The organism is Acidaminobacter sp. (genome assembly GCF_030247605.1).
In the GTDB taxonomy this organism is placed as follows: Bacteria; Bacillota; Clostridia; order Peptostreptococcales; family Acidaminobacteraceae; genus Acidaminobacter.
Map to the genome: position 1 here is coordinate 159,415 of NZ_JAOTSB010000004.1, position 20,681 is coordinate 180,095.

Here is a 20,681-nt window from a genome sequence, read left to right on the forward strand (position 1 = left end):
AAGTTATTTAGATCTTCTAATCACAAAACATACAAATTTTTTCGTTTGCCAATGTAACCTTAACTGGCGTCGTTCCGACAATATTTCCATCAACATTGAGAAGCAAACTTTTCTCCAAACTTTTAACTGAGACTTCCGAACAATTGTAATACTCAACTTCCTTTATATTGAGATGCTCTCCTTTAAAAATTGACGGAAACATGGCCATCAGCTTGAGTTTGGGAACATGATTGACAATACAAACATCCATTAATCCATCATCGATTTCAGCTTTTGGCGTGATTTTCATTCCGCCGCCAAAATAACTGCCATTTCCTATTGCAACAATTAAGGTTCTCCTTTGTATCTTTGTCTGATCCATTTGAATCTCTACTTTTCTGGCTTTGTAGGTCATCAGTGATTTTAAAGTGCTTAGAAGATATGAAACAGGCCCTGGAAATACTTTCTTTATTTTTTCAGTATCAATAACAATTTGGCCGTCTATGCCCATTGCGCAGATATTTATGCATTTAATACCATTGCAGTCGAATAGATCAGCATTTTTAGTATTTCCCAGAATAATTGACTCTAAAATTATTAAAGGATCTTGTGAATTGTAAAGCACTTTTGAGAAGTCATTGCCAGTACCACATGGCAAAATCCCCGCTTTAATATTTTGGGCGCCAGACTGACAAATCCCCTGAATCATCTCTGTTAAAGTGCCGTCACCCCCAATGGCTACAATCTCATTAAAACCATCGCGAATTGCCTGCATTGTCAGTGCAGTAATTTGTCCTTTTGACTGAGAGATTATCATTTTATACTCGATCTCAGTATTTTCGAATCGTTTATGAATGGGCTCCAAAAGTGTTTTCGCAGAACCCTTCCCAGCTGCAGGATTAACTATAAACATCAGCTTTCTCATTCTTCACCCCGCAATGTTTCACGTGAAACACTAATTTCTTTGTAATAGACTATACAGTCTGTCAAGATCCTCATCATTGTAGAATTCAATTTCAATCTTACCCTTTAGCCTACCTCGCTTAATTTCTACCTTAGTCCCAAAATGTTCTCTTAGCTGTGTCTCCATCATTTTGACCTCAAGATCAGGCTTTGATTTCTTTTTCTTAAGCTTTACCTTTTTTTCTGGTTTTGATAAAGCATCTTCAATTTCTCGGACACTCAAAGCGCCGTCAATAATTTTTACAGCCCAGGCATGCTGGTGTTCAGGATCTTCAATGCGCAAAAGTGCTCTGCCGTGTCCACCGGTGATCTGTCCTACTGCAATCATATCTTTGACACGATCATCCAGCTTTGTCAACCGCATCGTATTTGCAATATGTGACCGACTTTTGCCTACAGCTTTTGATAAATCCTCCTGAGTTAACCCATAATGTGCCATTAAATGCTCATAAGCAATCGCTTCTTCAATATCGTTCAAATCTTCTCTTTGAATATTTTCAATTAACGAAAGCTGGGCTACACTGATTTCATCCACTTCTCGAATAATAACAGGCACGCGTTTTAATCCGGCCATACGAGCAGCACGCCAACGACGTTCACCCGCAATTATTATATAACCTGTACCATCATGCCTAACCAAAATTGGTTGAACAATACCATGAGCTTCAATCGAATCTTTAAGGGACAATAGTGCATCCTCATCGAAATGTCGGCGTGGCTGTCCCGGATTTGGCATAACTCTGTCTATTTCAACTTCTATGACCTCAGCGGATCTATATTCACCCATGGATGCTAATTCTGCTTCAGGAATTAAAGCACCCAAACCTTTACCCAGTCCACGTTTAAACTTACCTGTACTCAAATTAATTTCCCCCTCACCGTTTAGCGAATTCTTTTGCTAGCTTTAAATAGGCCTTTGCACCTTTCGAATGCTTATCATATGCAACGACAGGCATTCCAAAACTCGGCGCTTCAGCTACGCGCACATTTTTCGGTATCACTGTCTTATAGACTTTATCTTTAAAATATTTATTTACTTCTTCAACGACTTGAGAGGAAAGATTTGTTCTGCTGTCAAACATCGTTAAGAGCACACCTTCAATCTCAAGACTTGAGTTCAGATTTTTTTTAATTCGGTGATAGGTATCAACAAGTTGACTGACACCTTCCAAAGCATAGTATTCACATTGAATAGGAATCAAGATGCTGTCAGCTGCCACCAATGCGTTAATCGTTAGCAATCCTAATGATGGCGGACAATCGATTAAAACATAATCATAGTCATCCTTAACTGCGTGGATTACCTTCCTTAGTCTATGCTCGCGTTCTGTCAAATCGATCATCTCGATTTCAGCACCTGCTAAAGCAACATCTGATGGCATAATAAAAAGATTCTTGTAACTTGTCTCGTGAATGCAAGCTTTGGGTTCCATATCACCTAGCAAAGCATTATAAACATTGCTGTCTACTTGATGTTTATCGATTCCAAGTCCACTGGTAGAGTTACCCTGAGGATCGTTGTCGATCACCAGGATTTTCTTTTTCATTGCAGCAAGAGCTGCACTTAAATTCACGTTGGTAGTCGTTTTCCCGACGCCACCTTTTTGATTGAACACAGCGATTGCTTTACCCAAGAAAACCACTCCTCGAACGAATATTACTCTCATTATACTAGAAATAAACGCAAAAAAAGTGAAAGAGCACAATTAAACTGTGCTCTTTCTTAAAAATTACATTGTTTCACGTGAAACATTCACTTTTTAATGTTAATTCTCACTTCAACGCCATCATTTGATATGATTTCCTCATAAGTTACATTACCGCCAGCTGCACGTATAGTCTCAACGCTCTGCTTTAATGTATTTAAATATATTTTAAAACTAGCGATTCCTCGAATCCTTTTCTTTGGTGTCAACTTTTCATCAGATGCTTCCGGCTGCTGCACCAATTCCGAGATCAGTCTCTCCGTATCCTTTACATTCAATTGCTCTTTTACAATTCGACTGGCTACTTTTCGCAAATCAGCCGTTCTGTCTAATTTCAACAAAGCACGCGCATGACGTTCAGTCAGCTGATGATGGATCAGAACATCTCTGACAGGCTGGGGGATAGCAAGCAGTCTTATTTTATTCGAAATAGTGGATTGCTTTTTACCTAACATTTCAGCAATTTCCTTCTGTGTCCATTGCTGATCCTTCATCAACCTTTCAAAAGCACTGGCTTCTTCAAAGTAATTCAAATCATCTCTTTGAATATTCTCAATCAAAGCCACAGTGGCAGATTCCTGATCATTCATGTTCACAAGCATTACGGGAATTTCTTTCAATCCGGCCATGGAAGCGGCTCGCAGTCTTCTTTCTCCTACAACCAATTCATAGCCGTCCTTTATGACTCTGACTGTGATTGGCTGAATTAACCCTACGCTCTTTATTGAATCAGAGAGTTCCTTTAAGTCATCCTCCGAAAAATGTCGCCTGGGCTGATACGGATTGGGCCGAATATATTCTATAGGAAGATGAATCAAGTGCTCACTTCGATTCACAACTTAACCCTCCCTAAACAATTGGTTTCTTTGCCGGCGTACCAGCTTTTCTCGGATATAAAGCTGGCGTAGACTTCACTTTTCGAATCACGACCAAATTATGTTCAAAGTCTGTACCCGGAACACTTGTAGGTATTATCTCAGGACTGGCGCCACCAAGAATTTTGATAGCTCTTTCTGCAGCTTTAATCTCTTCAAAAGCCTCATTAGTCTTTTGCGCTATAAAGTAACCGCCTGTCTTCACGAAGGGGAGACAGTACTCAGATAAAGTACTCATATTGGCAACGGCTCTGGAAACGACAATATCATATTTCTCGCGATGATCAGTTTGTCTTGCTGCTTCTTCAGCTCTGGCATGCAAACACGTGACATGCTTAAAATCCAACACTCTGCAAACCTCTGTCAAATACTGAATCCTCTTGTTCAGAGAGTCCATAAGCGTCACATCCAGTTCAGGCATCGCAATTTTTAAAGGTACACCTGGAAACCCTGCGCCTGTTCCAAGATCCAACACTTTCTTGCCATTAAAATCTACTGGCGCTTGAAGACAGGTCAGAGAATCCAGAAAATGTTTGTATACAATCCCATGATCATCTGTAATGGTCGTCAGATTAATCTTCTCATTCCATTCCAACAACAGAGCTTTATAGGTCATAAATTGCTCAAGCATCTCATTGGGATTTTCGTAACCCAGAGCCAGCAATCCCTCTTTCAATGCGTTTCTAACGTCCATTGTCGACACCCCGTCTTCTGTTTCGCTGTTCCAGATAAATCAATAATACAGAAACGTCCGCCGGAGAAACCCCGGAAATTCTGGAGGCCTGTCCCACTGATTCTGGTCGTATTTTAGACAGTTTCTGACGAGCTTCAAGTCTTAAACCCTCAATGTCAAGATAATCGAGGTCTTCCGGAAGTCGTTTGTTTTCCAGCTGTTTAAAACGTTCCACCTGCTGAAGCTGCTTTTGAATATACCCTTGATATTTTAGCTGAATCTCACATTGAACAAAGACGTCCTCTCTTAACCAAGGTCGGTCAATATCAACTTCCGCCAGTGATATATAGTCAACTTCAGGCCGTCTTAGAAGCTCCATCAACGACATACCTTGTTTTATAGGTGAGCTGCCTAGTCTTTCAAGCAAACCATTAACCATTTCAGGGCGGACAGTTACGCTTTCCAGACGCTTTAATTCTAAATCGATATTCATCAGCTTGTCCATCAGCTTCTCATAACGTTCATGGGTCGCCAATCCAATGCTGTAACTTCTTTCAGTCAAACGCATATCCGCGTTGTCCTGTCTCAATAGCAGGCGATACTCCGCCCTCGAAGTCATCATGCGGTATGGTTCGTTCGTTCCTTTTGTCACCAAATCGTCAATCAATACCCCAATGTAAGCCTCAGAACGATCCAAAGTAAAAGGCGGCTCTCCCTTGAGCTTAAGTGCGGCATTTATGCCAGCAATAATGCCCTGAGCAGCTGCTTCCTCGTAGCCTGAAGAACCATTAAATTGGCCTGCAGAAAACAGATTCTCAATGGATTTTAATTCCAATGTGTTCTTAAGTTGAGATGGGTCCAAACAATCATACTCTATTGCATAAGCCGGCCGCATAACCTCGACATTTTCAAGTCCAGGAATTGTCCTCATGAAAGCCGTTTGAACATCCTCAGGAAGGCTTGTCGACATCCCTTGTACATACATTTCATTCGTCTCATAGCCCTCAGGCTCGACAAATAACTGATGACGTTCTTTGTCTGCAAATCTCGTAATTTTGTCCTCGATAGACGGACAATATCGTGTTCCGGTACCTTCAATTTGTCCGCCATACATTGCTGATCTCAAAATATTCTTCTGAATGACAGCGTGCGTCTCAGCATTGGTATAAGTCAACCAGCAAGGTAGTTCTTCAAAGGAGATGCTGTCATTCAAGAATGAAAAGGGAACAGGTTTAGGATCGCCATACTGAGCTTCCATCTTTGAATAGTCCAACGAACGCTTATTCACGCGCGCCGGTGTGCCGGTTTTGAATCGCCAGATCTCCAACCCGTGAGATTTCAGATTCTCAGCCAGCTTTAAAGAGGGTGCCAAACCGTTTGGACCACTTTGAAAGACTGAACTTCCAATGAAAATTTTACCACCCAAGTAGGTTCCAGTCGCCAATATGATCGCCCTGGTTTCGTAGCGTGCGCCTGTACTGGTTAAGAGGCTTTTCACGCGACCATCGGCAACCTCAATCTCTATGATTTCACCTTGTTTTAAATCCAAGTTAGAGGTATTTTCTATGACCTTTTTCATTTCTACATGATATCTCGTCTTATCTGCCTGAGCTCGAAGAGAATGAACAGCAGGCCCTTTTCTGGTGTTGAGCATTTTACTCTGCACCATGGCTTGGTCCGTTATCAGGCCCATCTGTCCGCCCAGCGCGTCCACTTCCCGGACTAAGTGGCCTTTTCCGGTTCCGCCGATGGACGGATTACATGGCAACATAGCCAATGAATCCAAATTTATCGAGAACATGACGGTTTTCATGCCCATTCTGGCACTGGCCAGAGCAGCTTCACAGCCGGCATGACCGGCACCGATTACGGCAACATCATATGTGCCGCTGTAAAATTCTTCTGGCAAGATGAACACCTCTCTATTTGCCTAAGCAAAACTGACTGAAAATCTTCGTGATCAAGTCGTTTTCAACCGTTTCACCTGTTATTTCGCCGAGCGCATCATACGCGTTCCTGACATCTACCTGTAAAAAATCATACGGCATTCCCTCTTTGCATGAGCCGAGCGCATCACCAAGGGATTTCGCAGCTCTTCTCAACGCATCCTGATGTCTGAGATTTGTCACCACAGAGCGCTCTGCAAGCGACATTTGGCCTCCGTAAACCATTTTGGCAATTTCATCTTCAAGCTCCTGGATGCCTTCTTCTTGAATGAGAGACGTCCGGATGACCGGAATCTCATTTCCAAGGCGATCACGCAGTGTCATTTCATCTAGAACCGGGTCAAGATCGCTCTTGTTTAAAAGTACAATAGCACGCCGATCCTTTAGATATTTCATAATATCCTCATCTTCAGGGGAAAGCGCTTCAGCTGCATTTAAAACGAAAACGACTAGATCCGCACGATTAAAGAATGCCTTGCTTCTTTCAACGCCCAGTTTTTCAACAAGATCCTCCGTCTCACGGATTCCTGCTGTATCAACGAGTTTCACCGGTACCCCACGCACGTTGAGGGTTTCCTCAATGACATCGCGCGTCGTACCTGGTATATCCGTGACAATAGCCCTGGATTCGCGCAGCAGCGCGTTTAAGAGCGAAGATTTGCCTACATTTGGCTTACCGACGATAACAGTGCTGAGACCATCCCTCAAAATGCGTCCTGTCTCGCTGTTTTCAAGCAGTGCAGACACGGATTTCTCAGCTGCTTTGAACCGGTCAGTCATCTCCGAATAAGTCATTTCTTCGATATCCTCTTCCGGATAATCTATACAGACTTCAAGCTGTGCCATTGCAGAAAGGAGCTCTGCTCTCACAGCGTCTACTTTTCCCGACAAATGACCTTCCAACTGATTATAAGCTACCTCAAACCCCTGTGGTGTCTTAGCCTGAATCAAGTCCATCACTGATTCAGCCTGAGCCAGGTCAAGACGTCCGTTCAAAAACGCACGTTTGGTAAATTCACCTGGTTCTGCCATGCTCGCTCCATTTTCCAAAATCAGCTTCACAATCTCCGTTAACGGTACCATGCCACCGTGACAATGGATTTCGACGAGATCTTCACGCGTATAAGTTGCCGGAGAAAACATAGGTACTAGAAGCACCTCATCAACAACGGATTCATTCTTGTAAATATGTCCGTAAAGCATCTTCCGATGATCATTTATTGTAATATCTCTATCCTTTTTCTGTCTGAAAATCTTATTGGCTATTTGCATGCTGAGCTCGCCGCTCATTCTAACTATACCTATGGCACCTTCACCTGGAGGTGTTGAAATTGCAACAATTGTATCCTCTCTGAACAATGTCTGTCCTCCTTTCGGATACAAAAAACCCAGTAGCTTGACTGGGTTTTTCAAGGTTACTTATTCAAGAAAATTACGACTTTGCGATTTGGCTCCTCGCCTTCACTTTTTGTGCTGACGTAAGGATGTCCCTGCAACGTCGCGTGTATGATTCTTCTCTCGTATGGATTCATAGGTTCAAGCACAATATCTTTGCGCATTTTTTTAGCTTTAGCAGCAAGTCTATGCGCCAATTTCTCGAGTGTTTCCTTGCGCTTTGCGCGATAACTTTCTGTATCCAGAGTCACTCGGAGATAGTCCGCTCTTTCTTTATTGACTACCAGACTCACCAGATATTGAAGTGCGTCCAGTGTTTGGCCTCTGCGTCCTATCAGGATCGCCATATCATTGCCAAGAATGTCAAGATTCAAAGCATCTCCATCCAGTTTAGCTACAACTGTACCGTCAATGCCCATCTTATCAAGAATTTTTTCTAGAAACTCCACTGCGATTCTATCGCTTTTTTCCTTAAGCTCTACACGAACTTTTGCCTCTTTTGCGCCAAAGAGTCCAAACAAACCCTTCGAAGACTCTTCTATGACGTCTACTTTAACCTGATCTTCAGTTGCTGACAATTCAATCAGCGCTAGTTTAAGCGCTTCTTCTACAGTTCTCGCGGTTTTTTCGACAACATACATGAACGTGTTAAGCCTCCTTCTTTTTCAGGTGACCAGTAAGCTTTTGCTGAACGAGCTGGAACAAGCTGCTGATGATCCAATAAATCAGCACGCCGGCAGAGAGTGTGCGGCCGGTAAAGAGAATTACGAACGGCAAAATTTTATTCATAGTCTTCATTTGCTCATTGACCTGTTGGCCATCATACATTGAATTCATCTGCCAATAAGTGATTGCTGCTGCGAGAATAGGCATGATGCCCGGAAGTGCTCCAATAAATCCAGTTGCCGATGGTATCAATAAGCTAAGTGTATCAGGCGCAGCAAGGTCTTTTATCCATAGAAAGCCTTTACTGAGCGCCTCATTTGCCAATGCGGCATCATTGTTGAACACATATTGAATGGGATCTCTAAGCGTACCAAACAACGCAAAGATAATTGGCAGCTGAATCAAAAGGGGAAGACATCCCGCCATAGGATTGATGTGATGCTGTTTGTAAAGATCCATTTGCTTCGCAGCAAGTGTCTCTTTATCATTCTTGTATTTTTCCTGCAGCTCTTTAAGCTTTGGCTGAATTTCATTAATGGCCTTAGAAGAACGAATTTGCTGCAAATTCAGCGGATACAGCAATAATTTGACCAATATTGTAAAAACGATGATGGATAATGCGTAATCATTGACAAGGTTATAGATCAAACCTAATGTTTTACCAAAAATTGCATACAAAAAACTCAATTTTTTTTCCTCCCGACAAGCATTAACACAATTTTATTTTAGTGGATCATATCCCCCCGGATGTAAGGGATGGCATTTTAAAATACGTTTGATGCTAAGCCAAGAACCTTTTAAAGCACCATACTTGGACACGGCGTCAAATGCATAATGACTGCAAGTGGGATGAAACCTGCATCTCGGTCCGAGAAGCGGTGATATGTACCCTTGATAAAAGCGGATCAGTGCAAGAAGCAATTTTTTCATTTCTGACGAAGCTCCTTCAACAACCGGCGCACACTTTTTTCAATATCCTGATAAGTTGCTTCAACTATTCTGACACGCGCAATAAATACCAGATCATAGCCCACTGGGACCCGGTCCGAATTTAATCTGTATGCTTCTCTGATCAAGCGTTTTGCCCGGTTTCTCACAACACTCTTCCCAACTTTTTTGCTGACTGAAAAACCAACCCGGTTCACTGTCAGTCCATTAGGTTTATGATACATCACGACAAATCGTGTTGCTGACGACTTGGAATGTTTGTATACCTCAGCAAATTGACCGCTCTTTTTAAGCCCTTCAATCTTCACAATGAACCTCCAAGGCCTATAATTGCAAAAAAAGACCACTAGTCGCGGTCTTAAGCAGTCAAACTCTTTCTTCCTTTTCTTCTACGAGCTCTCAATACGTTTCTTCCGGATTTAGTTTTCATTCTTTTTCTAAAGCCGTGTTCGACTGATCTTTGTCTCTTTTTAGGTTGATAAGTTCTTTTCACTTGAAACACCTCCTTGAAATTAGATATCTATTAAACCAATGGGTTCACAAAACAAAAAGTCTGCTATGTCATTATAATTTCTCAGACAGACCTTGTCAATACCGATTTGCACCTTTGAAAGCTTCACTCACACCCTCGCTCATGCCATTTCCAAAAGTTGTCGGACAAAGAGACGAATTTGATAAAAGGATCATCCACAATGTTACCCACATAGGACCAAACTCACAGGCTGTGGATATTTTCTTTATTTGAATTGAAATGGACGTCATAATTTGATATTATTATCTCACTGTTGATAAGTGAATTTTTTAATCCAAAACATTCACATTTATCCACGATTTGTGGATAACACTGTGAATATTTTTCATTTAACTGCGCAAAATCGCGTTTGAATGTGCGTTGGGCCATATGGATATGTGGATAAACCCCGCGCAGTCACATGTGGATAAACGACCAATGCGCATTTTTTTATGCACCTTTATCCACATAACGCACACAAAACTGTTGATAGCTTAAACGCAGGTGAACTCAGGAAGTTATCCTATCTTACCTGTTGATGATTTGTGAATAAAGTTTTTGGAGGTAAAAAAATGAGTTTGAATGTCCGGGAGTTATGGGAAGCGACTATGGCATTAATCAAAAAAGAATTGACAGAAGTGAGCTACAATACATGGTTAAAGTCGATCTCTCCCATTGCGGTCCGAGGCAATCGATTAATTTTGGCTGTGCCAAATGATTTTAACAAGGAAATCCTAGAAAATCGTTATTTGTCCCTTATCACTAATGCTGTGCATGAAGCTGCAAACAGAGAATTTTTAATTGAATTCGTCCTAATCAGCGAATCGGCAAAATTTGAAAAGGAAAATCAATCTTCTTCAAGAGAATATGATGCATTTAATGATGACATCAATCAGATCAGACTCAATCCAAAATACGTTTTTGACGAGTTTGTCATAGGAAACAGCAATCGATTTGCTCATGCTGCGTCGCTTGCAGTCGCTGAATCGCCTGCGAAAGCCTATAACCCGTTGTTTATTTATGGCGGTGTAGGTCTTGGAAAAACTCACCTTATGCACGCCATCGGCCACTATATTCTTGATCAGAATAAGAAAGCTAAAGTTGCCTATGTCACTTCAGAGAAATTTACCAATGAATTAATCAATTCCATAAAAGATGATAAAAACGCCGAATTCAGAAACAGATACAGAAATGTAGATGTTCTGTTAGTGGATGATATTCAGTTCATCGCAGGAAAAGAAAGAACCCAGGAAGAATTCTTTCATACCTTTGATGCTTTGTATGAAGCGAATAAGCAAATTATTGTCTCGAGTGACCGTCCGCCAAAGGAAATTCCTACTTTGGAAGATCGTCTTCGGTCACGTTTTGAATGGGGCTTAATCACGGATATCCAGGCGCCGGATTTTGAAACAAGAATAGCTATTTTAAGGAAAAAGGCAGAACTGGACAGCATAATAATCCCAAATGAAGTCTTTGAATTTATCGCCCGCAAAATTAAATCGAACATCAGAGAACTTGAGGGTGCTCTGACTAGAATCATCGCTTATGCTTCACTCGCAAATGTCGAAATTTCAGTGGATATCGCTGCGGAAGCCCTAAAAGATATAATTGCTTCCTCAAAACCAAAACAAATCAATGTTGAACTGATAAAATCGATTGTTGCTCAACATTTCAATGTCAAAGCTGAAGATTTTGATACTAAACGGCGTACACGCTCAATTTCATATCCACGTCAAATTGCCATGTATCTATGCCGTGAACTGACAGACATGTCTTTGCCCAAAATAGGTGAAGAGTTCGGAGGCAGAGATCATACCACCGTCATTCACGCCTATGATAAAATCTCAAAAGAAATCCAGGAGAGTGCTTCCTTTAAATCGAGACTCGATAAAATAACAAAGGAAATCCAGGGCGAATAGACTCAGATTAAAATTACTCACAAAATCCTGTGAAAAACTTTAGGTGCGCCTGTGGATAAAAACGGGCGCCTGTTTTTATCTTTTTCTGTGGATAAAACATCAACTTTCAAGTGGTTTATCCACAGTGTACAAATTTGTTTAACGACCTGATATCAACACTTCCGTGAGTTTTCAACATACTAACAGCCCCTACTACTATGACTAATAATATTACTTAGTTAATTTTAAACTCAAAATTGATCGCAAATGAGGAGGTTTTCCACATTGAAATTCACTTGCCCGCAATCCGTACTCTCTGAAGCCATCCTAACCGTCTCAAAAGCTGTCTCTTCAAAATCAACTCATCCTGTATTGAATGGAATATTAGTTGAAGCCAGTGGAAGTGAAGTTACTCTTACTGGAAATGACCTTAGCCTGGGTATAGAGACAAAATTCATCGCTGAAGTTGACCAGGAAGGAAGTGTCGTTCTTCCAGCCAGACTTTTTGGAGAAATTATACGCAAATTAGCTCCACTTAACGTCGTGATTGAGTCCAGTGACAATTATGAAACCAGAATAACCTGTGACCGATCAGATTTCAAAATAATGGGCATGTCAGATGCTGAATTTTCCGAGATCCCTGAAGTGGATGCAGCTTCAGGCGTTCAAATAGAATGCGGCCTTTTGAAGGGCATGATCCGCCAAACTCTATTTGCTACTTCTTTGGATGAGTCACGACCTATTTTGACAGGTGCGCTCTTTGAATTTGAGCCAGACCGCTTGTCAGTAGTTGCAATAGATGGTTACAGACTGGCTCTCAGACAGGCTATGCTTCATTCGGAATTGACAGGAAAGGTTGTCGTTCCAGCAAAAACACTCAATGAAGTGGCTAAGATTCTGTCAGGAGTTCCTGATGCCGAAACTTTACATGTTTTATTCACTGATCGTCATATCCTTTTTGAGTTCAATCAGATTAGGATAGTAAGCAGGTTGCTGGAGGGTGAATTTATTAAATACGCGCAAATTCTTCCAAAAGATAACAAAACAACTGCAAAGGTAAAAACAGATGAGTTGTTGAGTGGTCTAGAGCGTGCTTCTCTGATGGCAAAAGAAAGTAAGAACAGCTCCATAAAATTATCTTTAAAACCACAAAGAATGAATATCCTTTCCAATGTCGAGATAGGCAGTGTCAACGAAGAAGTTTCAATCGACTTAAGTGGACCTGAACTTGATATTGGTTTTAATCCTAAATATTTGATTGATGCATTGAAAGTGATGGAAAGTGAATGGGTTGTCCTTGAATTTTCAACGAACGTAAGCCCATGCATCATGAAACCTGTCGATCACGGATTCTATACTTATCTTGTTCTGCCAGTCAGAATGGCATAAAGGAGACGCTTATGCAAGTCATGATAAACACAGAATACATTAAACTGGATCAATTGATAAAATTGTCGGGTATGGTTCAAACCGGGGGCTTTGCAAAGCAGATTATTGCCGATGGTATGGTTAAGCTAAATGGTAACTATGAGCTGCAGCGAGGTAAAAAAATTAGGCCTGGAGATCTTATTGAAATTGAAATAAGAGATGAATCGGACAAGATCGTTGAAAAGCATACCATTGAGGTCGTATTTGGCCAGGAGGAATAAGCTGTGTTTGTTCGAAAGCTAAAGCTCGAAAATTTCAGAAATTATGATGAGCTTGAGCTCGAATTTGATCGATATTTGAATTTAATAATCGGTGATAATGGGCAGGGAAAGACAAATCTGATTGAAGCACTTTTTGTGGGTGGATTTGGAAGATCTTTCAGAACATCCAGAGAAAGAGATATGGTTCGATTCAATCTCAACACAGCGTATCTCGGCATTCATTTCCAACAACATGGGATTGAAAGCCAACTTGAGATGCGCTTTTTAGAGGACAAGAAAAAGTCTTTACGCTATAACGGATCCCCTATTCATAGATTAAGCGAATGGGTCGGTCGACTTAATATTGTCGCATTTACGCCCGAAGACCTTAAATTGGTCAAAGAGTCTCCCGTAGAAAGAAGGCGCTTTATCGACCGGGAAATCTCTCAAATGAGTACCAGATATCTTATGGCCTTCGTCCATTACAATAGAGCTTTGGATCAAAGAAATGCCCTGTTGAGAACAAAATCAACCCAGTGGCCTCTTTATGAAATATGGGAAGAAAAAATGGCTCAGTACGGCGCTCAAGTGATCCTGAAACGGCTTGAATTTATAAGTAAACTGGACAGGATCAGTCAGCGTATCCATTTTCAAATGACGAACGGTAAAGAAAAATTTAGTGTAGAATATTTGTCTTTTATCACAAATGAAATTGGCCAGGATTATGATACAATAGTCTCAGCGATTATTAACAAGCTGGAAGAATATAGGGAAAAGGATATCGAAAGAGGCTTTACATGGTATGGGCCTCATCGTGATGACCTGAAACTGACTATAAATGGGCATGATGCCAGAGTATTTGGTTCACAAGGGCAACAGAGAACCGCAGCATTATCTCTTAAGTTGTCAGAAATTGAAATTATTTTCGAGGAAACAGGTGAATATCCAGTTTTGATTCTGGATGATGTCATGTCAGAACTGGACCAGCACCGTCAAAATCTACTGATAAAGACTTTTGAAAATGTACAGACTTTTATAACGACGACAGAGCTTAGTACTATCAAAAATGATCACCTTTCAAGAGGCAAGATCTTGAAAGTAATTGATGGTACTGTTATTGAATTTGAAACATCAGGAGGTAACTGAGTTGATAACGCCAGTCCAGAATGAATACAATGCGGAACAGATCCAGGTCCTGGAGGGGTTGGAGCCAGTTCGGAAACGGCCTGGCATGTACATTGGAACTACAAGTCTTCGAGGTCTTCACCATTTAGTCTACGAAATTGTTGACAACAGCATAGATGAAGCACTAGCGGGTTATTGCACTCAAATTGACATCGTTATTGGCGAGAACAATACAATCATGGTATCAGACAACGGCCGCGGCATGCCTGTTGACATGCACAGCAAGTCAAATAAACCGGCTGTTGAGGTCATCCATACAGTATTGCACGCCGGTGGTAAGTTCGGCGGCGGGGGATATAAAGTATCAGGCGGTCTTCATGGTGTTGGTGCCTCGGTTGTCAATGCGCTTTCAGAATGGATGATCGTTGAGGTAAAAAGAAATGGCAAGATCTATAAAATTGAATTTTCAAGAGGTAAAACTACTTCTGAATTATGCGTTATAGGCGAAACTGATGAAAATGGTTCAAAAACAACATTTATGCCGGACGCTGAAATTTTTGACGAGTTGGTTTTTGATTTTCAGACACTGGAATATAGACTAAGAGAAATGGCTTTCTTAAACAAGGGTATAAAAATTTCTCTGACTGACGAACGTGTTGAAACCGCAAAGAAATCGATTTTTTTCTATGAAGGCGGAATCAAGGAATTTGTTGCTTATCTAAATAAAAACAGAACTTCTGTTCATGACAATGTCATCTACAGAGAATCTCAAGTGGAAGGCAATACAGTTGAGATCGCTGTCCAATACACAGATGGCTATACTGAAAACATTTATACTTTTGCGAACAATATCAATACCCATGAAGGCGGCACTCACTTAAGCGGCTTTAAAAGTGCGCTCACAAAATCTATTAATGATTACGCCAGAAAGAAAGGCTTTTTGAAAGAAAAAGAAGAGAATTTGACAGGCGAAGATATCCGTGAAGGTATTACTGCGATTATTTCTGTTAAATTGCCCGAGCCACAATTTGAAGGACAGACAAAGACTAAACTCGGAAATAATGATATTCGCGGTGTAGTCGAATCTGTTGCCTCTGATATGTTCAGTGAATTTCTCGAGGAAAATCCAAACGAAGGTAAGATTATCAGCGAGAAGTGTATCCGCGCTTCGAAAGCGAGAGAAGCTGCGCGTAAAGCACGGGAACTTACCAGAAGAAAAGGTCTTCTTGATGGCATGACATTGCCCGGGAAATTAGCCGATTGTTCCGAACGCGATCCTTCCAAAACAGAAGTTTATATTGTAGAAGGAGATTCCGCGGGTGGCAGTGCAAAACAGGGTAGAGACAGAGCAACTCAAGCGATTTTGCCGCTGCGTGGAAAGATACTTAATGTTGAAAAGGCAAACTTTTCTAGAATTTTCAATTCAGCTGAAATCAGAGCTATGATTACAGCTTTTGGATGTGGTATTGGTGATGAATTTGATGTCGAGAAACTCAGATATCATAAAATTATGATCATGACTGACGCGGATGTTGACGGCGCTCATATCAGGACACTACTGCTCACCTTCTTCTTCAGGTACATGCGGCCGCTGATTGAAGAGGGATATGTTTATATCGCCCAGCCGCCACTCTATAAAATAAGTAAAGGCAAATCCATTCAATATGCATATTCAGATCAAGAACTTCAAAAGATCCTTGAAGATAGCGGAAGAAATGTCGATATCCAGAGATACAAGGGTTTGGGTGAGATGAATCCAGAGCAGCTTTGGGAAACAACCATGGATCCTGAAAATAGAATTATTCTCAGAGTAGGCATTGATGATGCAGTTGAGGCGGATTTGATTTTTTCAACCCTAATGGGAGAAAAAGTCGATCCAAGAAGAGAATTCATAGAGGAAAATGCCAGGTATGTCACAAATCTGGATGTTTAAATTAATCTGTTGAATTTTATTTAATAATGCAGAAGTAATTTCGGGAGTAATCCCGAAGAGAGGTGTGCTCAAGTGGAGAATGAGATTCAAAGAGTAGTTAATATGGACATCAGCAAAGAAATGAAAAAGTCGTACATTGACTATGCCATGAGTGTTATAGTCAGTCGAGCTTTGCCTGATGTCAGAGACGGATTGAAACCGGTTCACAGACGAATATTATTTGACATGCATGAGTTGAGTTTTGGTCCGGATAAACCATATAGAAAATCAGCAAGAATCGTCGGTGACGTTTTGGGTAAATTTCACCCCCATGGCGACTCCTCTGTTTATAATGCAATGGTACGGATGGCACAAGAGTTTTCAATCCGTTATCAGCTGATTGATGGACATGGTAACTTTGGATCAATTGACGGAGATTCCGCGGCGGCTATGCGTTACACGGAAGCACGCATGTCTAAAATTGCCACTGAATTATTGAAGGATATAGATAAGGAAACAATCGATTACAGGCCAAACTTTGATGAAACTCTTCAAGAGCCTGTAGTTCTGCCATCGAGATTTCCAAATCTGTTGGTTAATGGTTCAAACGGTATCGCGGTCGGTATGGCAACTGCAATACCTCCTCATAATTTAACTGAGATTATTGATGCAACCCTTGCAATGATTGATGATCCGGACATAGATATCGAGGATTTGATTGACTTGGTACATGGTCCTGACTTTCCTACCGGCGCTCAAATCATGGGATCTGAGGGTATAAAAAGAGGGTACAGAACAGGCAGAGGAAAAGTCATTGTCCGTGCAAAGGCTAGTATTGAGGAAATTAGGAAAGATAAAACAGCGATTTTGATCTCGGAAATTCCTTATCAAGTCAATAAGTCGAAAATGCTTGAAGATATAGCCGGACTCGTTAGAGATAAGAAAATTGACGGCATCACAGATTTGAGGGATGAGAGTAATAGAGAAGGGATCAGAGTTGTTGTTGAACTTCGCCGCGACGCGAATGCCAATGTTGTTCTGAACCAGCTTTATAAGCATACTCAATTGCAATCGACCTTTGGCATCAATATGATTGCGCTGGTTGAAGGTGAACCAAAACTTTTAAATCTGAAGCAAGTCCTTTATTATTACATCCTTCACCAGAAAGACGTTGAAACGAGACGTGTTCAATTTGATTTGAGAAAAGCCGAAGAGCGGGCCCATGTGCTCGAAGGTCTCATGATAGCGTTGAATAATATTGACGATATGATTGATTTAATAAAAGCAGCACCAAATCCACCACAAGCTAAAGTGAGTTTAATAGAAAAATATGCACTGAGTGAAATACAAGCACAAGCCATTTTGGATATGCGCCTTCAAAGATTGACTGGACTCGAGCGCGACAAAATTGAAAACGAATACAAAGAAATTTTAGGTTTAATAAAATCGCTCAAAGAGATTTTATCGGATGAAGTGTTGCTATTCGACATTATTCGAACGGATCTTGTCAGAATCAAAGAAAAATATGGTGATCCAAGAAGAACTGAAATCACCATTAATTATGATGAAATTGACATTGAGGATATGATCGAAGATGAAGATGTAGTCATTACGTTGACACATAGCAATTACATCAAAAGAACTCCGGTTGATACCTATGCGGCTCAAAAACGTGGCGGTAGAGGAAAAACAGGTGTTACGACAAAAGAAGAAGATTTTGTAGAGAATATTTATACAACTAGAACGCATGATTATCTTTTGTTCTTTACAAACTTCGGAAAAGTTTACCGCCTAAAAGCCTATCAGATTCCTGAGAGTGGCCGTGTGGCAAGAGGTACTGCTGTAGTCAATTTAATACAGTTGGAACCAGAGGAGACTGTAACAGCTGTTATTCCAATTAAATCATTTGAGTCGGGCTTCTTAATGCTCATGACAAAGAAGGGTATAGTCAAAAGAACAGCCTTGAATAAATTTGACAGCTCAAGAAAGAATGGTTTAATTGCAATTAATCTCAATTCAGATGATGAGTTGATCAGCGTTCGTGAAACATCTGGCTCAGATGAAGCTATAGTCATAACCAGTCATGGTATGTCAGTGCGGTTTAATGAGAATGACGTTCGTGAAATGGGACGTGTCGCTACAGGTGTCAGAGGCATACGTCTCAGTGACAATGATGAAGTGGTGTGCATGGAGATCCTTAGATCGGACAGCAAGCTCTTGATTGTCAGCGAGAACGGCTATGGCAAGAGAACTGAGCTTGATGAATACAGAATTCAAACCAGAGGCGGAAAAGGTATTAAGACTTACAATATGAATTCCAAAACAGGAAAAGTTGTAAGCGCCAGAGTGGTCAAAGATGATGAAGAAATTATGTTGATCAATAGTCAGGGCATTTTGATCAGATTGCGCGTCGATGAAATTTCTGTACTTGGAAGGTCAACAAGTGGTGTCCGCCTCATGCGGACAGACGAAACTTGCTGTGTTGTATCAACTGCAAGGATCATGGATAAACCTACAGATGAAGAAGAGTAAATAGAAAAATTGAAAAAATGTTTTATTTTCAAATAATGGGATATTAATTGAGTAACAGCCCCCATATATCTCATATTCCGCCTAACTAAAATTTCTAAATAAAATATTTTCTATTTCCAATATTTACAAAAAGGATTTTTCGAATCGACCTCGAATAATAGTAATATCAAGTCTTTCGAGGAGCGATTCTGATGGATATCCGATTTGATCAGATTAAATCATACAGTAATGGCAAAGCAGGATTAATCACCGGTCTTTGCGAGCAAATAGGCGTCAATGATGTGTTTAATCAGTTGCTGACTCAACCAGCAGGACGGCCGCCAGAAATACCTTATGGGACACTTGCTCAAATGATGTTGGTCAATATCGCAGATGATCATCATCCACTGTCCAGGATGCATGATTACTTTGAAGATGTGGATCTGGAAGCCATTTTTGGTATGCGTGTGGATCCCGCTAAAATCAATGATGACCGTTTCGGTGGATTCCTTGACCTGATGCAGAACGCTGGCTGCAGCTCAATTCTTTCTGAGATCGCTGTCAGAGCTTTCAAGCGTTATGGGATTAAACTTGGCAATGTCAACTTCGATACAACCTCAAAAGTCATGTGGGGTCAATATGAGACGCCAGAAGGTGTTGAGGGCGTTGTTGACATTTCTTTCGGCTATTCAAAGCAGAATCGACCTGACAAGAAGCAGATTAAACTTTCCATGGGAACAACTCAAGGCATTTGTATTGATGGACAGGTTCTGTCAGGCAACCAGGATGATAAGCGTTTTAATATCGACAATCTGGACCGCGCAGCCCTTCTCAGAGAACGCTTTGAGTCGGCGGCAAATGAATTCTTTTATATCGCTGACAGTGCTGCATTCACCAAAGAATTTCTTGAAAAAGCTCAAAGACTTGAGGTCAAAGTCATCACAAGAATGCCGGATCAAATCAAAGAAACCAAAGCGGCGATTGAATACGCAGCTGCCAATCTGGAATCAATGTCGCGCATTGAAATTCCAACATCGACAAAGCCAGCAGTTTACCGCATAGCTGAAAGCAGCTGCTCTTATTATGATACGCCGCTCAAAATGGCGGTGTGCTATTCTGAAAACCTTGAAAGCACTAAGCGTCAAACCATCGAGAAACGTGTAGCCAAGGAACTGGATGCCCTTGAAAAACTCATCAAGCGTATTGAGAAGCGTTCCTTCGCATGCCGTGAAGATGCACAGCTTGAGATTGAAAAACTTCAGAATCAGGAGTTTTCAAAGATCAAATATCACCTTATTGAGATCTCAATGGATGAAATCTCAGTGAAACGTCGTGGCAGACCGAGCAAAACGCCGGGAAATGACATTGCCAAGACCACCTTTGATCTGGTCATTGATCTTAAAAAGGATATTGAAAGCATTGAAAATGCAATCACTAAAGAATGCATCTTTGTTGTTGTGTCCACTGAAATGTCAATGAGCGCTGAAGCAATTCTTCGAGAGTACAAGACTCAAAGCGCAGTTGAGAGAAAGTTTCAGTTTTTGAAGTCGCCGCAATTTGTGAACGCGCTTTATGTGGACTCGCCAAAGCGCGTGGAAGCCATTGGCTATTTAATGCTGATCCTCATGCTGATCCTAAGTGTGGCTGAGTACGTGGTGCGAAGAGAACTGGAATCGGAGAAGAAAACGATCATTGGACCCGGTAATGTCAAGATGTCCAGGCCTTCCCTTGTTGCGATCCATGGGATCTTTTTCTCTGTTGTTACCTCAACCGTAACCATTGGAAAGGTGGTCCACCGAGGGTATAACAAACCCTTGAAAGATAATGTCAGGACGGTGATGAGGTATTTAGGAATCCCTGAAGACCTATTTATTCGAGGAGCAGTTTGATTTAAAAGCCTCAAATTAAATCCTTAATAAGCAAACCAATTTCAGCGGAATATGAG

General features: G+C 41.1%; 19 protein-coding genes. 7 read left to right on the forward strand and 12 right to left on the reverse strand.

Features of this window, described 5'->3' with window-relative positions; genetic code table 11:
* Nucleotides 1-16: 16 nt before the first annotated feature.
* From OEL90_RS03555 to rpmH, 12 genes are all read right to left on the reverse strand, one after another.
* Entirely contained in the window at nt 17-904 is an 888-nt protein-coding gene (locus tag OEL90_RS03555; RefSeq protein ID WP_300687132.1) for a diacylglycerol/lipid kinase family protein, read from the reverse strand.
* 30 nt (nt 905-934) lie between these two features.
* A complete protein-coding gene (locus OEL90_RS03560) occupies nt 935-1,804 on the reverse strand; it encodes a ParB/RepB/Spo0J family partition protein (protein ID WP_300687133.1) in 870 nt (289 codons plus the stop codon).
* 13 nt (nt 1,805-1,817) lie between these two features.
* Nucleotides 1,818-2,576, reverse strand: coding sequence for a ParA family protein (locus OEL90_RS03565; RefSeq protein WP_291404496.1), 759 nt, complete (start codon nt 2,574-2,576; stop codon nt 1,818-1,820).
* Between the two features lie 119 nt (nt 2,577-2,695).
* Nucleotides 2,696-3,484: a ParB/RepB/Spo0J family partition protein gene (locus tag OEL90_RS03570; protein ID WP_300687135.1), complete on the reverse strand. Its 789-nt coding sequence runs from the start codon at nt 3,482-3,484 to the stop codon at nt 2,696-2,698.
* 13 nt (nt 3,485-3,497) lie between these two features.
* Nucleotides 3,498-4,217, reverse strand: coding sequence for a 16S rRNA (guanine(527)-N(7))-methyltransferase RsmG (gene rsmG / locus OEL90_RS03575; RefSeq protein WP_300687136.1), 720 nt, complete (start codon nt 4,215-4,217; stop codon nt 3,498-3,500).
* Nucleotides 4,207-6,105, reverse strand: a complete 1,899-nt coding sequence (gene mnmG, locus OEL90_RS03580) for a tRNA uridine-5-carboxymethylaminomethyl(34) synthesis enzyme MnmG (RefSeq protein WP_300687137.1) — start codon at nt 6,103-6,105, stop codon at nt 4,207-4,209. The genes rsmG and mnmG overlap by 11 nt, the downstream gene beginning before the upstream one ends.
* Nucleotides 6,106-6,118: 13 nt before the next feature.
* Entirely contained in the window at nt 6,119-7,501 is a 1,383-nt protein-coding gene (mnmE, locus tag OEL90_RS03585) for a tRNA uridine-5-carboxymethylaminomethyl(34) synthesis GTPase MnmE (RefSeq protein ID WP_291404492.1), read from the reverse strand.
* 56 nt (nt 7,502-7,557) lie between these two features.
* Nucleotides 7,558-8,178: an RNA-binding cell elongation regulator Jag/EloR gene (jag, locus tag OEL90_RS03590; RefSeq protein WP_291404491.1), complete on the reverse strand. Its 621-nt coding sequence runs from the start codon at nt 8,176-8,178 to the stop codon at nt 7,558-7,560.
* A gap of 7 nt (nt 8,179-8,185) precedes the next feature.
* Entirely contained in the window at nt 8,186-8,890 is a 705-nt protein-coding gene (locus OEL90_RS03595; protein WP_291404490.1) for a YidC/Oxa1 family membrane protein insertase, read from the reverse strand.
* Between the two features lie 33 nt (nt 8,891-8,923).
* Nucleotides 8,924-9,133, reverse strand: coding sequence for a membrane protein insertion efficiency factor YidD (gene yidD, locus OEL90_RS03600; RefSeq protein ID WP_291404489.1), 210 nt, complete (start codon nt 9,131-9,133; stop codon nt 8,924-8,926).
* Complete coding sequence (gene rnpA / locus OEL90_RS03605) at nt 9,130-9,459, reverse strand: ribonuclease P protein component (RefSeq protein ID WP_291404488.1); 330 nt, start codon at nt 9,457-9,459, stop codon at nt 9,130-9,132. The genes yidD and rnpA overlap by 4 nt, the downstream gene beginning before the upstream one ends.
* A 50-nt stretch (nt 9,460-9,509) precedes the next feature.
* Nucleotides 9,510-9,644, reverse strand: coding sequence for a 50S ribosomal protein L34 (gene rpmH / locus OEL90_RS03610; RefSeq protein ID WP_291404487.1), 135 nt, complete (start codon nt 9,642-9,644; stop codon nt 9,510-9,512).
* A gap of 596 nt (nt 9,645-10,240) precedes the next feature.
* Here rpmH and dnaA point away from each other — a divergent pair.
* The 7 genes from dnaA (at nt 10,241) to OEL90_RS03645 (ending at nt 20,625) form a co-directional block, all read left to right on the forward strand.
* Entirely contained in the window at nt 10,241-11,581 is a 1,341-nt protein-coding gene (gene dnaA, locus OEL90_RS03615) for a chromosomal replication initiator protein DnaA (RefSeq protein WP_414635014.1), read from the forward strand.
* 264 nt (nt 11,582-11,845) lie between these two features.
* Nucleotides 11,846-12,949, forward strand: coding sequence for a DNA polymerase III subunit beta (gene dnaN, locus OEL90_RS03620; RefSeq protein WP_291404485.1), 1,104 nt, complete (start codon nt 11,846-11,848; stop codon nt 12,947-12,949).
* A gap of 11 nt (nt 12,950-12,960) precedes the next feature.
* Nucleotides 12,961-13,209 (forward strand): RNA-binding S4 domain-containing protein, encoded by a 249-nt coding sequence (locus OEL90_RS03625; protein WP_291404484.1) that lies wholly within the window; start codon nt 12,961-12,963, stop codon nt 13,207-13,209.
* A 3-nt stretch (nt 13,210-13,212) separates the two neighbouring features.
* Entirely contained in the window at nt 13,213-14,334 is a 1,122-nt protein-coding gene (gene recF, locus OEL90_RS03630) for a DNA replication/repair protein RecF (protein WP_291404483.1), read from the forward strand.
* A 1-nt stretch (nt 14,335) separates the two neighbouring features.
* The gene (gyrB, locus tag OEL90_RS03635) at nt 14,336-16,246 is read left to right on the forward strand and encodes a DNA topoisomerase (ATP-hydrolyzing) subunit B (RefSeq protein WP_300687139.1); all 1,911 of its coding nucleotides are present in this window, start codon (nt 14,336-14,338) and stop codon (nt 16,244-16,246) included.
* 102 nt (nt 16,247-16,348) lie between these two features.
* Nucleotides 16,349-18,757 (forward strand): DNA gyrase subunit A, encoded by a 2,409-nt coding sequence (gene gyrA / locus OEL90_RS03640; protein WP_291404630.1) that lies wholly within the window; start codon nt 16,349-16,351, stop codon nt 18,755-18,757.
* A 191-nt stretch (nt 18,758-18,948) separates the two neighbouring features.
* Complete coding sequence (locus OEL90_RS03645) at nt 18,949-20,625, forward strand: IS1634 family transposase (protein ID WP_300687141.1); 1,677 nt, start codon at nt 18,949-18,951, stop codon at nt 20,623-20,625.
* Nucleotides 20,626-20,681 lie beyond the last annotated feature (56 nt).

What these genes read in the sequence shown, in the direction of transcription:
- yidD (WP_291404489.1), bottom strand. Translation starts at nt 9,133, where the DNA reads ATGAAAAAATTGCTTCTTGCACTGATCCGCTTTTATCAAGGGTACATA.
- OEL90_RS03555 (WP_300687132.1), bottom strand. Translation starts at nt 904, where the DNA reads ATGAGAAAGCTGATGTTTATAGTTAATCCTGCAGCTGGGAAGGGTTCT.
- OEL90_RS03645 (WP_300687141.1), top strand. Translation starts at nt 18,949, where the DNA reads ATGGATATCCGATTTGATCAGATTAAATCATACAGTAATGGCAAAGCA.
- gyrA (WP_291404630.1), top strand. Translation starts at nt 16,349, where the DNA reads ATGGACATCAGCAAAGAAATGAAAAAGTCGTACATTGACTATGCCATG.
- OEL90_RS03625 (WP_291404484.1), top strand. Translation starts at nt 12,961, where the DNA reads ATGCAAGTCATGATAAACACAGAATACATTAAACTGGATCAATTGATA.
- jag (WP_291404491.1), bottom strand. Translation starts at nt 8,178, where the DNA reads ATGTATGTTGTCGAAAAAACCGCGAGAACTGTAGAAGAAGCGCTTAAA.
- rsmG (WP_300687136.1), bottom strand. Translation starts at nt 4,217, where the DNA reads ATGGACGTTAGAAACGCATTGAAAGAGGGATTGCTGGCTCTGGGTTAC.